General features: G+C 72.8%; 10 protein-coding genes. 3 read left to right on the top strand and 7 right to left on the bottom strand.

Going from position 1 to position 14,445, the window contains the following annotated elements; all coding sequences use genetic code 11:
- Positions 1-100 precede the first annotated feature (100 nt).
- Both ACQ9ZG_RS29695 and ACQ9ZG_RS29690 read right to left on the bottom strand, forming a co-directional pair.
- On the bottom strand, positions 101-736 hold the full coding sequence (locus tag ACQ9ZG_RS29695; RefSeq protein WP_109916349.1) for a DJ-1/PfpI family protein: 636 nt from the start codon (positions 734-736) through the stop codon (positions 101-103).
- A 102-nt stretch (positions 737-838) separates the two neighbouring features.
- Positions 839-1,801, bottom strand: coding sequence for a GlxA family transcriptional regulator (locus ACQ9ZG_RS29690; protein WP_099218375.1), 963 nt, complete (start codon positions 1,799-1,801; stop codon positions 839-841).
- 134 nt (positions 1,802-1,935) lie between these two features.
- Between ACQ9ZG_RS29690 and ACQ9ZG_RS29685 the strand changes: the two genes are divergently transcribed.
- Both ACQ9ZG_RS29685 and ACQ9ZG_RS29680 read left to right on the top strand, forming a co-directional pair.
- Positions 1,936-2,802 (top strand): SCO6745 family protein, encoded by an 867-nt coding sequence (locus tag ACQ9ZG_RS29685; RefSeq protein ID WP_499281405.1) that lies wholly within the window; start codon positions 1,936-1,938, stop codon positions 2,800-2,802.
- A gap of 183 nt (positions 2,803-2,985) precedes the next feature.
- On the top strand, positions 2,986-5,421 hold the full coding sequence (locus tag ACQ9ZG_RS29680; RefSeq protein ID WP_499281404.1) for a Tex family protein: 2,436 nt from the start codon (positions 2,986-2,988) through the stop codon (positions 5,419-5,421).
- Positions 5,422-5,487: 66 nt separating this feature from the next.
- Here ACQ9ZG_RS29680 and ACQ9ZG_RS29675 read toward each other — a convergent pair whose 3' ends face one another.
- The 3 genes from ACQ9ZG_RS29675 to ACQ9ZG_RS29665 all read right to left on the bottom strand — a co-directional run bounded on the left by ACQ9ZG_RS29675 (position 5,488) and on the right by ACQ9ZG_RS29665 (position 9,636).
- On the bottom strand, positions 5,488-7,125 hold the full coding sequence (locus tag ACQ9ZG_RS29675) for an ABC-F family ATP-binding cassette domain-containing protein (protein WP_084990858.1): 1,638 nt from the start codon (positions 7,123-7,125) through the stop codon (positions 5,488-5,490).
- 433 nt (positions 7,126-7,558) lie between these two features.
- Entirely contained in the window at positions 7,559-8,293 is a 735-nt protein-coding gene (locus ACQ9ZG_RS29670; protein WP_499281403.1) for a carbonic anhydrase, read from the bottom strand.
- A gap of 146 nt (positions 8,294-8,439) precedes the next feature.
- Positions 8,440-9,636 (bottom strand): glycoside hydrolase family 64 protein, encoded by a 1,197-nt coding sequence (locus ACQ9ZG_RS29665; protein ID WP_499281402.1) that lies wholly within the window; start codon positions 9,634-9,636, stop codon positions 8,440-8,442.
- Between the two features lie 277 nt (positions 9,637-9,913).
- On the opposite strand from ACQ9ZG_RS29665, the gene ACQ9ZG_RS29660 reads away from it, so the two are divergent.
- Positions 9,914-10,846: an FAD-dependent oxidoreductase gene (locus ACQ9ZG_RS29660; RefSeq protein WP_499281647.1), complete on the top strand. Its 933-nt coding sequence runs from the start codon at positions 9,914-9,916 to the stop codon at positions 10,844-10,846.
- Positions 10,847-11,006: 160 nt separating this feature from the next.
- On the opposite strand, the gene ACQ9ZG_RS29655 is transcribed toward ACQ9ZG_RS29660, so the two are convergent.
- Positions 11,007-12,752, bottom strand: coding sequence for a BCCT family transporter (locus ACQ9ZG_RS29655; RefSeq protein WP_109917189.1), 1,746 nt, complete (start codon positions 12,750-12,752; stop codon positions 11,007-11,009).
- Positions 12,753-12,825: 73 nt separating this feature from the next.
- A complete protein-coding gene (locus tag ACQ9ZG_RS29650; RefSeq protein WP_499281401.1) occupies positions 12,826-14,214 on the bottom strand; it encodes a M14 family metallopeptidase in 1,389 nt (462 codons plus the stop codon).
- Positions 14,215-14,445 lie beyond the last annotated feature (231 nt).

Below are 14,445 nucleotides of genomic sequence, written 5' to 3'. Positions count from 1 at the left end.
GCGCTACCGGGCCGTACCCCCGGTTCTCGCCGGGCCCTGCCGGGTGATGCCCCGTTCACCGGTGGGCCTCAGCGGGTGATGCCCCGGTTCCCGGCGGGCCTCAGCGGGTGGTGTGCCGGCTCTTCTCGCGCCACTGCTCCACCAGCTCCGCCGGGGCCTTCTCCGGGGATCCGCAGTCGTAGGGCGGCTGCGGATCGTACTCGGTGAGCAGCTGCACCGAGCGGGCCGTGTCGTCGCCCGCGATCCGGCCGAGCAGCGCGAGCCCCATGTCGATGCCGGAGGAGACCCCGGCGGCGGTGACGTACTTGCCGTCGAAGACCACCCGCTCCCCCGTCGGTTCCGCGCCGAATCCCTTCAGGGCCTCCAGCGCCAGCCAGTGGGAGGTGGCCCGCCGGCCCTCCAGCAGTCCGGCCGCCGCGAGCAGCAGGGAGCCGGTGCAGACGGAGGTCGTCCAGGTGGTGGCGGTGTCGGCGGTACGCAGCCAGCCGAGGAGGGTCCCGTTCGCCATCTGGTCGCTCTGCCCGGGGCCCCCGGGCACGATCACCAGGTCCGGGGAGGGCACCTCCGCGAGGGTCCGATGGGCGACGAGGTGCAGGCTGCCGGTGTCGTTGGCGACGGGGCCGGTCCGTTCGGCGACGAAGACGACCTCGGCACCGGGTGCGCGGCTGAGGATCTCGTAGGGCCCCACCGCGTCCAGGGCGGTGAAGCGGTCGAAGAGCGTGATGGCGATCTGCACGGGGGGCCTTCCGGTCGGTAGGTCGGGTCGTGTCGGGTCGGGTCGTGATCGCGGGTCGAGTGGTCGGGGATCTGGGATTCAGCGGTTCGGCGGCTCAGCGGTTCAGGTGGTGGATATCGGTGTACGGAAGCGGCGGCGGTACTCCGCGGGTGCCGTGGCCAGGGCCTTCACGAAGGCGCGGCGCATGGCCTCCGGGGTGCCGTAGCCGCTGGCGCGGGCGATCCGCTCGACGGAGTCGGAGGTGTCCTCCAGCAGCCTGCGGGCGTGCTCCAGGCGTACGCGGTCGACGTACCGCCCCGGGGTCGTCCCGGTCTCCGCCCGGAACGCGCGGGCGAAGTGGCGGGGCGAGAGCCGGGCGCGGGCCGCGAGGGCGTCCACGGCGAGGTCGGCGTCCGGGTGCTCGGTGATCCAGTGCTGGACCTCGCGCAGCGGTTCGCTCCGGGCCGTCTGGGCGCTGAGCTGGGCGCTGAACTGGGCCTGGTTGCCGGGGCGGCGGAGAAAGACGACGAGGTGGCGGGCGACGGTCAGCGCGAGGTCCCGCCCGTGGTCCTCCTCCACGAGGGCGAGCGCCAGGTCGATGCCCGCGGTGACCCCGGCGGAGGTGGCCAGCTTCCCGTCCCGTACGAAGATGGGGTCGGGGTCGACGTGGACCAGGGGGAAGTCACGGGCGAGCTGTTCGCAGGAGTTCCAGTGGGTGGTGACCCGGTGGCCGTCCAGCAGCCCCGCGCGGGCCAGGAGCAGGGCGCCCGTGCAGACGGAGACCAGCCGCTCGGCGCGGGGCGCGTGGGTCCGCAGCCACTCGGTCAGCCCGGGGTGGGCGTCCCGGGTACCCAGGCCGCCGGGGACCAGCAGCGTGTGCGGCACGGGTGCCTCGGCCAGGCTGCTGTCGGGCAGCAGCCTCAGCCCGGCGGTCGTCCGGACGGGGCCGCCGTCGAGGGAGGCGGTGCGCAGCCCGTAGGAGACGCCGGGGGCGTGGGAGGCCCCGGCGAAGACCTCCATCGGGCCGGTGGCGTCGAGGCTCTGGACGCCGTCGAAGAGGACGACGAGCACGGTTCGCTGGGTCACGACTGTCATCCTGGGCGGCGGGCGGTGACGGCTGCAATGACGGGTTCCCCACCTTTCCTGCCATCGCGCCGATCCGCGCGCCCGAGCGCTCCCCGGGGTTACGTGCCGTACCAACCAGTCGGTAACGTGCGGGTATGAGTACTCTCCCGGCTCGCGCGGAACGCCGCTGTCACAACGCCGTCAACCCGCTGCACTCGTGCCTCTTCTTCTCCCCCGACCTGGGCGCCGAGATGGGCAAGGTCGGCCTCGACGACCCGAGCGCCGTCTACTTCGCCACCCGTGCAGCCGCCTTCGGGGCGGTGGGGGCGGGCACCGTCACCGCCACGTTCTACAACTTCAACCCCGCCCTGGTGGCCCGGCACGTGCCCGCCGTCTGGTCCCTGGCCACGCCCGAGCAGGTGATCGAGGCCCGGTGGCGGGCGGCGGACGCCACCCTGCGGCGGGTGCTCGGCGAGGAGGCCATCGCCTCCGCGGAGATGGCGGAGGCGGCCCGGCTCGCGCTGCGGGCCACCGAGGCCTGCACCCCGTACGCCCGGCCGCTCTACGCCGCGCACGCCGAGCTGCCGGTTCCCGACGAGCCCCACCTGGCGTTCTGGCACGCCGCGACCCTGCTCCGCGAACACCGGGGCGACGCCCATCTCGCCGCTCTGCTCGCCGCCGAGCTGGACCCGCTGGAGTCGCTGGTCAGCCACACCGCGACCGGCAAGGGCATGGCGATCGGCTGGATCCTCGCCTCCCGGGGCTGGCGCCGCACCGACTGGGAGGCCGGGTCCGAGCGGCTGCGGGAGCGCGGACTGCTCGCGGCGGGCGAAGAACTGGCGCTGACCGACGCGGGTACGGCGCTGCGCGCGGAGGTCGAGGAGGCGACGGACCGGATGGACCGGGCCCCGTACGAACACCTCGGCGCGGAGGGCGTGGAGCGGCTGACCGAGCTGGGGCGCGGCTTCCTCTTCGCGGCGGCCGCCGCGGGCGCGTTCCCGTCCGAGGCGACCGGGCGCTGATCCCCGGCGGGCCGGGGCTCCGGCCTGTCGTGCCGGGCTCCGGGGCCGGGGCTCCGGGCGTGTTCGACCAGGTCACGCGACAGGGGCCCCGGCCACCCGGCAGAATGCAGCCCTGGGGCCCGGATCGGAACGAGAGGGCCCTGTCACTGCACAGCCAGCACGAGAAGGCGAGTCGGTAGAACCGTGACGACGTCCATCGAAGGCAGGATCGCCGAGGAACTCGGCGTACGGGAGCGACAGGTCAGGGCGGCCGTCGAGCTGCTCGACGGCGGGTCCACCGTGCCGTTCATCGCTCGCTACCGCAAGGAAGCGACCGAATCGCTCGACGACGCGCAGCTGCGCACGCTGGAGGAACGGCTGCGCTATCTGCGGGAGCTGGAGGAGCGGCGTACGGCGATCCTCGAATCCGTACGGGAGCAGGGCAAGCTCGACGCCTCGCTGGAGGCCGCGATCCGGGGGGCCGAGACCAAGGCGCGCCTGGAGGACGTCTACCTGCCGTTCAAGCCCAAGCGGCGGACGAAGGCCCAGATCGCCCGGGAGGCGGGGCTCGAACCGCTGGCGGACGGGCTGCTCGGCGACCCGTCGGTCGACCCGCTCGCCGCCGCTGCCGCTTTCGTGGACGGCGACAAGGGCGTGGCGGACGCGGCGGCGGCCCTGGAGGGCGCGCGGGCGATCCTCACCGAGCGGTTCTCCGAGGACGCCGACCTGACGGGTGAGCTGCGCGAGCGCATGTGGACCCGCGGCCGGCTGGCGGCGAAGGTGCGTGAGGGGCAGGAGGAGGCGGGCGCCAAGTTCGCGGACTACTTCGACTTCGCGGAGCCGTTCACCGCGCTGCCCTCGCACCGGGTGCTCGCGATGCTGCGCGGCGAGAAGGAGAACGCGCTCGATCTGGTGCTGGAGCCGGACGGGCCCGAGGCCGCCGAGCAGCCGGGCCCGTCCGCGTACGAGAACATGATCGCCCGCCGCTTCGAGGTCGCGGACCGGGGCCGTCCGGCCGACAAGTGGCTGGGTGACACGGTGCGTTGGGCCTGGCGGACCCGGATCCAGGTGCACCTGGGCATCGATCTGCGGCTGCGGCTGCGAACGGCCGCGGAGGACGAGGCCGTACGGGTCTTCGCCTCGAACCTGCGCGATCTGCTGCTCGCCGCCCCGGCCGGGACGCGCGCCACGCTGGGCCTGGACCCCGGGTTCCGTACGGGGGTGAAGGTCGCGGTCGTCGACGCCACCGGCAAGGTGGTGGCCACCGATGTGATCCACCCGCACGTGCCCGCCAACAAGTGGGACCAGGCGCTGGCCAAGCTCGCGCACCTCGCGAAGGAGCACGCGGTCGACCTGATCGCGATCGGCAACGGCACGGCGTCCCGGGAGACGGACAAGCTCGCCGGTGAACTGATCGACAAGCACCCGGAGTTGAAGCTCACCAAGGTGATGGTCTCGGAGGCGGGTGCCTCGGTGTACTCCGCCTCCGCCTTCGCCTCGCAGGAACTGCCCGACATGGACGTCTCGTTGCGCGGCGCGGTCTCGATCGCGCGGCGGCTCCAGGACCCGCTGGCCGAGCTGGTGAAGATCGACCCGAAGTCGATCGGCGTCGGCCAGTACCAGCACGACCTGTCCGAGGTGAAGCTCTCGCGCTCGCTCGACGCGGTCGTCGAGGACTGTGTGAACGGGGTGGGCGTGGACGTCAACACCGCCTCCGCGCCGCTGCTTTCGCGGGTCTCCGGGATCAGCTCCGGGCTCGCGGAGAACATCGTCGCGCACCGCGATGCCAACGGCCCCTTCCGCTCCCGCAAGGCGCTCAAGGATGTGGCCCGGCTCGGCCCGAAGGCGTACGAGCAGTGCGCGGGCTTCCTCCGCATCCGGGGCGGCGACGACCCGCTGGACGGTTCCAGTGTGCACCCGGAGGCCTACCCCGTGGTGCGGCGGATGGCGAAGACGACCGGCGGCGAGGTCGCCGCGCTGATCGGCAGCACGGACACCCTGCGGTCGCTGCGGGCGGCGGACTTCGTGGACGACGTGTTCGGTCTGCCGACGGTGACGGACATCCTCAAGGAGCTGGAGAAGCCGGGCCGCGACCCCCGGCCCGCCTTCCGCACGGCCACCTTCAAGGAGGGCGTCGAGAAGATCGGCGACCTGGAGCCCGGCATGGTGCTGGAGGGCGTCGTGACGAACGTGGCCGCCTTCGGGGCCTTCGTCGACGTCGGCGTCCACCAGGACGGCCTGGTCCATGTGTCGGCGCTGTCGAAGACGTTCGTGAAGGACCCGCGCGATGTCGTGAAGCCCGGGGACATCGTAAAGGTCAAGGTCATGGACGTCGATGTGCAGCGCAAGCGGATCTCGCTCTCGCTGCGGCTGGACGACGAGCCGGGCGCGGGCGGAGGTGTCGGGCAGGGTCGCGGTGAGCGCGGCTCCCGGCCGCCGAAGCAGCGGCAGGGCCAGGGCGGTCAGGGTTCGGGTGGCGGTCAGGGCCGGCAGGGCGGCGGCGGGCGCGACCGGCGCGGTGGCGGCGGTGGCCGACAGGGTCAGGGCTCTCCGGCTCCGGCCAACAGCGCGATGGCGGACGCGCTGCGGCGGGCCGGTCTGACATCCGACCCGAAGCAGGGCGGTGGCCGGGGGCGCTGAGCCCCGGCCGATCCGACGAGGGGGCGGGCCGCGCGTGCGGCCCGCCCCCTCGTCGTCGTAGCTCGCTCAGACTTCCTTGACCTGGCCCTCCGCCACCTCGACACGGCGCGTGGTGCGGACGGCTTCGAGCATCCGGCGGTCGTGGGTGACCAGCAGCAGGGTGCCGGTGTAGCTCTCCAGGGCCGACTCCAACTGCTCGATGGCGGGCAGGTCCAGATGGTTCGTCGGCTCGTCGAGCACCAGGAGGTTGACGCCCCGGCCCTGGAGCAGGGCGAGGGCGGCCCGGGTCCGCTCGCCCGGTGAGAGGCTGGTGGCCGGGCGCATCACATGGTCGGCCTTGAGCCCGAACTTGGCGAGCAGCGTGCGGACTTCGGCCGGTTCGGTGTCGGGGACCGCCGCGCAGAACGCCTCCAGCAGCGTCTGGGAGCCGAGGAAGAGCTTCCGGGCCTGGTCCACCTCACCGACCACGACGCCCGAACCGAGCGTGGCATGCCCGGAGTCGAGCGGCAGCCGCCCCAACAGGGCCGCGAGCAGGGTGGACTTGCCCGCCCCGTTGGCGCCGGTGATGGCGACCCGGTCGGCCCAGTCGATCTGGAGCGAGGCGGGGCCGAAGGTGAAGTCACCGCGCACCACGCGGGCTTCGCGCAGGGTCGCCACGACCGAGCCGGAGCGCGGGGCGGTGGCGATCTCCATCCGCAGCTCCCACTCCTTGCGCGGCTCCTCGACGACATCGAGGCGCTCGATCATGCGCTGGGTCTGCCGGGCCTTCGCCGCCTGCTTCTCGCTCGCCTCGCTGCGGGCGTTGCGGCCGAGCTTGTCGCCGTCGGTGGCCTTGCGGCGGGCGTTCTTGACGCCCTTGTCCATCCAGGAACGCTGCATATGGCCGCGCGCTTCGAGGGAGGACTTCCGGTCGGCGTACTCCTCGTACTCCTCGCGGGCGTGCCGGCGCGCGGTCTCGCGCTCCTCCAGATAGGCCGCGTACCCGCCGCCGTAGAGGTTGATCTGCTGCTGGGCCAGGTCGAGTTCGAGCACCTTGGTGACCGTGCGCATCAGGAACTCGCGGTCGTGGCTGATGACGACGGTCCCGGCCCGCAGTCCCGAGACGAAGCGCTCCAGGCGCTCCAGGCCGTCCAGGTCCAGGTCGTTGGTGGGCTCGTCCAGCAGGAAGACGTCGTAGCGGGAGAGGAGGAGCGAGGCGAGCCCGGCGCGCGCCGCCTGGCCACCGGAGAGGGCCGTCATCGGCAGGTCCAGGCTGACGGTGAGCCCGAGCTCGGCGGCGACCTGCTCGGCCCGCTCCTCCAGATCCGCGCCGCCGAGGGCGAGCCACCGCTCCAGCGTCTCGGAGTACGCGTCGTCCGCGCCCGGCGCCCCGGCGACCAGGCCCTCCGTCGCCTCGTCCATGGCCCGCTGGGCGTCGGCGACCCCGGTGCGGCGGGCCAGGAACGCGGCCACGGTCTCGCCCTCGCGCCGCTCGGGCTCCTGCGGGAGGTGGCCGACGGTGGCGGTGGGCGGGGAGAGCCGCAGCTCGCCCTCCTCGGGGCGGTCGAGACCGGCGAGCAGGCGGAGCAGGGACGATTTACCGGCGCCGTTGACTCCGACGAGACCGATCACGTCCCCGGGCGCGACGACGAGGTCGAGTCCGGCGAAGAGTGTGCGGTCGCCGTGTCCGGCGGCGAGGTCCTTGGCGACGAGGGTGGCAGTCATCAGGGTGCCGATCCTAATGGCCGCGTCCCGGTGGCCGCGCCGGGCGGCGTCGGGGCGGGCTCGGTCCCGGTCCGCGTCCCTGTCGCTGCCCGGGTCCGGTCCGTGTCCGGGGCCGGCCTCTGTCCGGGGCCGGACACCGACCTGGACCACCCTCTGCCCTGGTCCGCTCTCTGCCCTGGTCCGGCCTCCGTCCGGTTTCGGTCTCTGTCCGGTTTCGGCTCCGGTCCCAGATCGGCCCCGGTTGCGGCCCCGGTCGATCCCCGCTTCGGCCCGGATGCCCGGGACCCGGGCCGGGTCCGGTCCTGGGCCGGGTCCGGTCCTGGGCCGGGTCCGGTCCTGGGCCGGGTCCGGTCCTGGGCCGGGTCCGGTCCTGGGCCGGGTCCGGTCCTGGGCCGGGTCCGGTCCTGGGCCGGGTCCGGTCCTGGGCCGGCCGTCAGTCGATGCGGTGGACCAGCTGGGTGGTGAGTTCGTAGCGCGCGCCCACCACCGCCAGCTTTCCGGCGGCCACCTGTGCCGCGAGGTCGGCCTCGCGCGCCAGTCGGCCCCGGACCAGCCGGACCTGGGCGCTGACCGTGGCATCCACGCGCGCGGGGCCGTGGTGCGCGTGGTCGATCGCGGGCCGGATCTGGTCGGCGACGTACTGGATGTGCGCGGGCAGGCGCTCCCCCGTCTCCTCCGCGTGCACGGCGGCGGCGACCGCGCCGCACGACTGGTGGCCCAGGACCACGACCAGCGGGATGCCCAGTTCGAGGACGCCGTAGGCGATGCTGCCCAGCACCGCCTCATCGAGCACCTCACCGGCCGAGCGGACGGTCATGAGGTCACCGAGCCCCTGGTCGAAGACCAGCTCCGGCGGGACGCGGGAGTCGATGCAGCCCAGTATCAGCGCGAAGGGCGCCTGTCCGGACACCAGTGAGTCGCGCACCGCGACGGCCTCATGGGGGTGGCGCTGGCGCAGCGTGCGCCAGCGGCGGTTCCCTGCGGCGAGTTCCTTCAGCGCGGCGGCGGGGGTCGTGGGCCGCGCCAGGGGTGCGGCCGGGGGGCGCGGGGCGGCGCCGACGGGCGAGGAGCCGGCGGCGAGGACGCCGGCCGCCGCGGTGGCGGCGGAGGCACGGAGGAGGGTGCGGCGCGTGGTCGGCGCCGTCCGGGAAGCTCGGGCGAATTTCACCAGCGGACGCTAACCCCCTTACAGATGAGGCAAGTTGGCACCCGGAACGTTTTGGGAACACCTTGACCATCTCTTGGGCGGGTGGTGTGACACGCCTGGCCGTGTCACACCACCCGCCCGCGAACAGAGCCCGGGAACAGGGACCGTCAGCTGAACCGGTCGAGCGTGATGAACGCCTCCTGCGGGTTGCCGTCGTGGACGAGCGACTCATGGGCGCCCACGTCGTCGAAGGCGAAGCCGTACGCCTTGCCGTCCACCATCTGCGCGTGGATGAGGCGGGAGTAGTGGTTGGTCACGGAGTCCTTGTAGAAGTTCGCCGCGTTGTTGTCGGGGTGGTTGGTGCCGTTCAGCAGGGTGGAGCGGTTGTAGCCCGCACACAGCGTGCGGGAGATCGGGCCGCGTACCAAGTCGTTGGGGGCGTCCAGGTGCTTGTAGCAGCCGAAGACGCTGTCGGAGTCGGGCTTCTGGAACGAGGTCACCACGGCGCCCGCGCTGTTGGTGAAGTTCATGACGTTCCCGGAGACCCGGCCGTAGTACTTGGTGTTCGGCTCGTGCGCGAACGGGGTCACCGTCAGGACGGAGCTGCTGTAGCGGCTCCAGACCCGGTTGATGTAGTCGTTCATGATGCCGGCCGGCAGGGCTCCGGAGCCGACGCCGTGCCCCGGGGACAGGGCACGCACGACCGTGCCGTCGGACCGGGTCTGGATGAGGCCCGACCACCCGCCGGACTGGTTGCGGAGCCCGTTGAGGACGGCGTTGTAGCCGCCCGACTTGAGCCGCCCGGTGTTCTTGACGGTGCCGTTGGGCGCCTTGACCCCGACGGCGTAGGGGGCGGAGAACATGTCGACCTGGGTGCTGTTGATCCACAGGCCCGCGTCGTTGAGCGTGTACTCGGTCCAGTTGAACAGGATGTTCCTGTTCGGGTCGCTCGGGTTCTGGACCGCGGGCTGGACGAGGCCGCCGGTGGTGACCTTGAAGACGAGCTTCTGTCCGTACGAGAAGTAGACGCGGCCGGAGAACTTCGGCATCCGGATCGTGAGCGACTGGCCGTTGCGCGGCCCGGCGATCGAGGCGTCCGGCGCCGGGGTGGGCGGGTTGCCGCCGGCGGGCCAGGGGTGGAAGGTGCCGTTCGCGTCCGCCCAGCCCTGGCGGCCGGTGGAGAGCTGGGTACCGAGGTTGTAGATGTAGATCTGGTCCGCGCGTCCCGAGTCGTTCTTGATGGTCAGCGGGATGGTGGCGGGCACCGCCGCCTCGGCGGGCTGCTCGGCGACGCCGGTGGTCAGACCCAGGGCCAGGGCCAGCGCGGCGGTCAGCGAAGCGAGGCCTCTCCATGGAACGGACATGCTCGTCCTCCTCATCGGGCGAAATCCGTGGGGGTGGAACGGGGGTACATCACCTGGAGCATGAGAGCGCTCTCAGAATCCCGCCGGGGCCAACAACTGTCAACGAGCGTGCCTCAACTCGTCGCACTCGCCCCGCTCTGGACACCGGGCCGCCGCCTCTCGGCCCGCCCCCCTCACCCTGGCCGCGGGATTCCGGTTTCCGTTAGCGTCCGAGCGGTGAAGCCGCGTACGGGCGCGGCGGACGCGTACCGAGAGGACGGTCGGCACGGTGACAGGAGTGGCCGCGGAGGCGGATGTGATCGTGGTGGGCGGCGGGGTCATCGGCCTGACCACCGCCGTGACCCTGGCGGAGCGCGGGCTGCGGGTGCGCGTCCTGTCGCGCGACGCCGCCGGGGCGACGACCTCGGCGGTGGCGGGCGCGCTGTGGTGGCCGTACCGGATCGAGCCCGCCGAACGGGTCGGCGCCTGGTCGCTGGAGACGCTCGCGGTGTACGAGGAGTTGGCCGCCGCCCCCGGGGAGACCGGCGTACGGCTGGTGCCGGGGCTGCACGGCGGGGAGCGGTTCGCGGCGCTGGGGCCCTGGGCGGCGGAGCTGAGGGGCGCCGTGGAGGTGGCCGAGGGGCTGCGGACGGTGCTGCCGCTACTGGACATGCCGGTGCACCTGGCCTGGCTGGAGCGGCGGCTCGTGGCGGCGGGCGGTGTGGTGGAGCGGCGGGCGGTGGGCCGGTTCGCGGAGGCGGCCGAGCGGAGCCCGGTGGTCGTGAACTGCACGGGGCTCGGGGCGCGCGAGCTGGTGCCGGACCCGGGGATGCGGGCGGTGCGGGGGCAGTTGGTGCTGGTGGAGAACCCGGGGATCGAGGAGTGGTTCACCGAGGCGGACCCGGCCTCGGAGGCAACGACGTACTTCTTCCCGCAGCCGGGCCGGCTGGTGCTGGGCGGTACGGCCCGGGTGGACGACGAGCGCCCGGAGCCCGACGCGGCGGTGGCCCGGGAGATCGTGGCGCGGTGCGCGCGGGTCCGGCCGGAGATCGCGGACGCCCGGGTGCTGGGGCACCGGGTGGGGCTGCGGCCGGTCCGGGAGGGCGGGGTGCGGATCGAGGCCGGGGCGCTGCCGGGCGGCGGGCGGCTGGTGCACAACTACGGGCACGGGGGCGCGGGGGTCACCGTGGCCTGGGGCTGCGCGCGGGCGGCGGCGGCCCTGGTGGGCTGAGCCGCCGCCAGGTCCACCGCCGCGCGGAGTGGCGCGTCGTACGGGGTACACCGTGCGGGGTGTCGCCGCGCCCGGTGCCACCGGGCGGGCCACCGCCGTACACGTCACCCCCGAAGCCAGCACCACCGCCCGCGCGGTACCGCCCGGCGCGTCCCAGGGATCACTCCTCGGGGCGCTTCTCCATCCGGACCTCCTTGTGGCGATCGTCCGTGGTCACCGCCGTACCGGGGCCGATGCGGATCTCGAAGTCGCCGTCGTACTTGGCGTGGCCCTCGATCACCGCCGACTCGACGGCCTCCACCCCGAACTCCTGGCGGACGATCTGCGGGTCCCTGCGCAGGTCCCGCATCAGGGCCACGCACATGCCGATCATGACGACGACGAAGGGCGCGGCGACCAGGATGGTGAGGTTCTGGAGCCCTTCGAGCGCGTTCTCCTTGCCGTCACCGATGAGCAGCATGATCGCGGCCACGGCCCCGGTGACGACACCCCAGAAGATGACGACCCACTTGCCCGGCTCCAGGACGCCCTTCTGCGAGAGCGTGCCCATGACGATGGAGGCGGCGTCGGCGCCGGAGACGAAGAAGATGCCGACGAGGATCATCACCAGGATGCTCGTGACGGTCGCGATCGGGAACTCCTGGAGGACGCCGAAGAGCTGCGCCTCGGGGGTGTCGGCTCCGGTGAGCTTGCCCGCCTCGTCCAGCTTCATGGCCGAGCCGCCGAAGACGGCGAACCAGATCAGGCTGACGGTGCTGGGGACCAGGATGACACCGCCGACGAACTGGCGGATCGTGCGGCCGCGGCTGATCCGGGCGATGAACATGCCGACGAAGGGCGTCCAGGAGATCCACCAGGCCCAGTAGAAGACGGTCCAGCCGCTGAGCCAGTCGGCCACCTCGCCGCCGCCGGTGGCCTCGGTGCGGCCGACCAGCTGGCCGAGGTCGCTGATGTAGGCGCCCAGCGAGGTGGGGATCAGGTCGAGGACGAAGATGGTGGGACCGGCGACGAAGACGAAGAGGACCAGCAGCAGGGCCAGCACCATGTTGATGTTGGAGAGCCACTGGATGCCCTTCTCGACCCCGGAGACGGCGGAGGCGACGAAGCAGACCGTCAGCACGGCGATGACGGCGACCAGAAGACCGGTGCCCGCCTTCTCCAGCCAGTCGAGTTCCTGGATCCCGCTGCCGATCTGGAGCGCGCCGAGACCCAGCGAGGCCGCCGAGCCGAAGAGGGTCGCGAAGATGGCCAGGATGTCGATGAAGCGCCCGAACCCGCCGTGCGCGTGGCGCTTGCCGATCAGCGGCTCGAAGACCGCGCTGATCGTCTGCCGCCTGCGCATCCGGTAGGCGCTGTAGGCGATGGCGAGGCCGACCACCGCGTAGATCGCCCAGGGGTGGAGCGTCCAGTGGAAGAGGGTGGTGGCCATCGCCGTCTGCATCGCCTCGGCCGAGTCGGCCGGGTCGGTGCCGGGCGGCGGGGTGCGGAAGTGGGCGAGGGGCTCGCTCACGCCCCAGAACATCAGCCCGATGCCCATGCCGGCACTGAACATCATCGCGATCCAGGAGATGGTCCGGAACTCCGGCTGCTCGTTCTCCTGGCCGAGCGTGATCTTCCCGTACCGGCTGATGGCCAGCCACAGGGCGAAGATGACGAAGCCCGAGGCGGCGAGCATGAAGGCCCAGCCGCCGTTGTGGATGAGGCCTTCGAGCAGCTTGCCGGACGCGGTCTCCAGCGAAGAGGTGGCGGTCGCGCCCCAGATGACGAAGGCGAGAGTGAGGACCGCCGTGACGCCGAACACCACGCGGTCGGTGGTCGGGGTCCGGGTGCTGACTGGTTCGGGAGGAAGGTCCGCCGTGACCGACAGCTCTTCCCGTCCCTCCGCCGACTGGTCTTCCTGGGGCACTGATGGCACCTTTCACCGAGTCTGAAAAACGCTCTTCGTAGGCAGTACCACACCTGCCCAGGTTCTAGAAGGATCAACAAGTGATGTTGGCTTGACCATATGTGAGGGGATATGTCGCTCGCTGGTCGAGAAGGAGCGGAATCAGCTTTCTGGCCGACTGCCGGAGGGGCACGAACACGCCATCCCCGTCCTGGCGGGAGCGGACGCCGTGCAGGGCGAGGGCGTCCTTCACCCCGGCGTACCGGGCCGCGTCCAGCCGGTAGCCGCACGGCGGGTCGGTGAGGATCTGATCGGGCCGGGCCGGGTCGTTGTCGGCGCCGCCCAGGTGTACGGGGCCGCGGTCCACGAACCCCGCCAGGCGGGAGAGCCCGGTCGCCGCGCGGAGGCGGTCGCCCTGCTCGTCGCTGAAGTCGAAGAGGCCGCGCAGGGCCGTCCGCTGGGAGTGCACCCGGCGCCGCTGGTTGAGGGCGGGGTCGTCCTTCTCCTCCGCGCTCAGCGCGTCGATCCGTGACTCGACGAGGAGGCCGGCGGCGTGCTTGAGGCCGGAGGCGTTGCGCAGGATGCGTTCCTGCCCGTCGCCCGCCGTCTGCTTGACGGGGTCGCCGGTGGCGGGGTCGGTCCAGATGCCGTAGTGGCCGCTGCTGTAGCCCGCCCGGGTCGCGGCGGACCGTACGTACCGCTCCGCGAGGGTCTTCGAGAGGCCGTGGACCCCGCTCGCGACGTTCGGGTTGCGGGGCCAGAGGACGAAGAGGTCCTTGTCGTAGTACGGGGGCGTGGCCCCGTACTCGTGCAAGTCGTAGATGACATCCGGCCGTTCGTCGCGGACGGCGGCGGCGATGGCCCGGCCCTCCGCGGTCGCCAGGGCGATGTGGTCCCGGTTGATGTCGACACCGTCCGCGTTGCCCCGGGTGCCGGCTGCCCGGCCGTCGGGGTTGGCGGTGGGCAGGACCAGGACCGTCGTACGGGAGAGGAAGGCGCGGGTGGACCGGTCCTCGGCGAAGGCCAGATCGCGCAGGGTGGTCAGACAGGCCTCGCGGCCGGCGGGCTCGTCGCCGTGCTGACTGCAGATCAGCAGGACCGTGGTCGCGGTGGGACGGGGCTGACCGATGCGTACGAGCTGGAGGGGGCGGCCCTCCCGGGTGGTGCCGATCCGGGCGACGGTGACCCGGTCGCTCGCCCGGTCCACCGCCCCGAGGAACGCCTGCTCCTCCCCGAGCCCGGTCCAGCGCGCCCCGTCGCTCGTCTCGAACGCGGTGCGCGGCGGGCGGGGCGCGGCCTCGGCCGGTGCGATCGCGAAGGGGACGGCCAGCGCCGCCAGCACCCCGGCCACCACCGCGCCCCGCCGCCGCGTCCCCCGGCCCCGGCGCGGCAGGCCGGACGGCGGGCGGGCCGCCCCCGCGACCGGCCCCAGCCAGGGATGCGGGCTGAGCATGCGGAGCGCGCGGGTGAGGCGAGGGGTCATCAGCGGCTGCCTCCCGGAGTACGGCTCGGGGTACGGCCGGCGTGCCGCACGGCGAACACCGCGCGGCACGCCGGTCTGTCGGTGCAGCGGAGGTTACCCGGGTCAACTCCCGTGCAACAGGGGGCGATCACTGCCGACCGTGACAAGGGCATGGCGATCGTGTGACAGGGATGCCCGGAATCGACCGGCCTGCTCCACGGGCTGCATAGCCTTTCTCCCGACCGGTCGGCA

The organism is Streptomyces araujoniae (assembly GCF_050871195.1).
GTDB lineage: Bacteria > Actinomycetota > Actinomycetes > Streptomycetales > Streptomycetaceae > Streptomyces > Streptomyces bacillaris.
The sequence above is the reverse complement of the archived record's forward strand: the minus strand, read 5'-3'. Positions and strand labels throughout refer to the sequence as shown.

What these genes read in the sequence shown, in the direction of transcription:
- ACQ9ZG_RS29650 (WP_499281401.1), bottom strand. Translation starts at nt 14,214, where the DNA reads ATGACCCCTCGCCTCACCCGCGCGCTCCGCATGCTCAGCCCGCATCCC.
- ACQ9ZG_RS29675 (WP_084990858.1), bottom strand. Translation starts at nt 7,125, where the DNA reads ATGACTGCCACCCTCGTCGCCAAGGACCTCGCCGCCGGACACGGCGAC.
- ACQ9ZG_RS29685 (WP_499281405.1), top strand. Translation starts at nt 1,936, where the DNA reads ATGAGTACTCTCCCGGCTCGCGCGGAACGCCGCTGTCACAACGCCGTC.
- ACQ9ZG_RS29665 (WP_499281402.1), bottom strand. Translation starts at nt 9,636, where the DNA reads ATGTCCGTTCCATGGAGAGGCCTCGCTTCGCTGACCGCCGCGCTGGCC.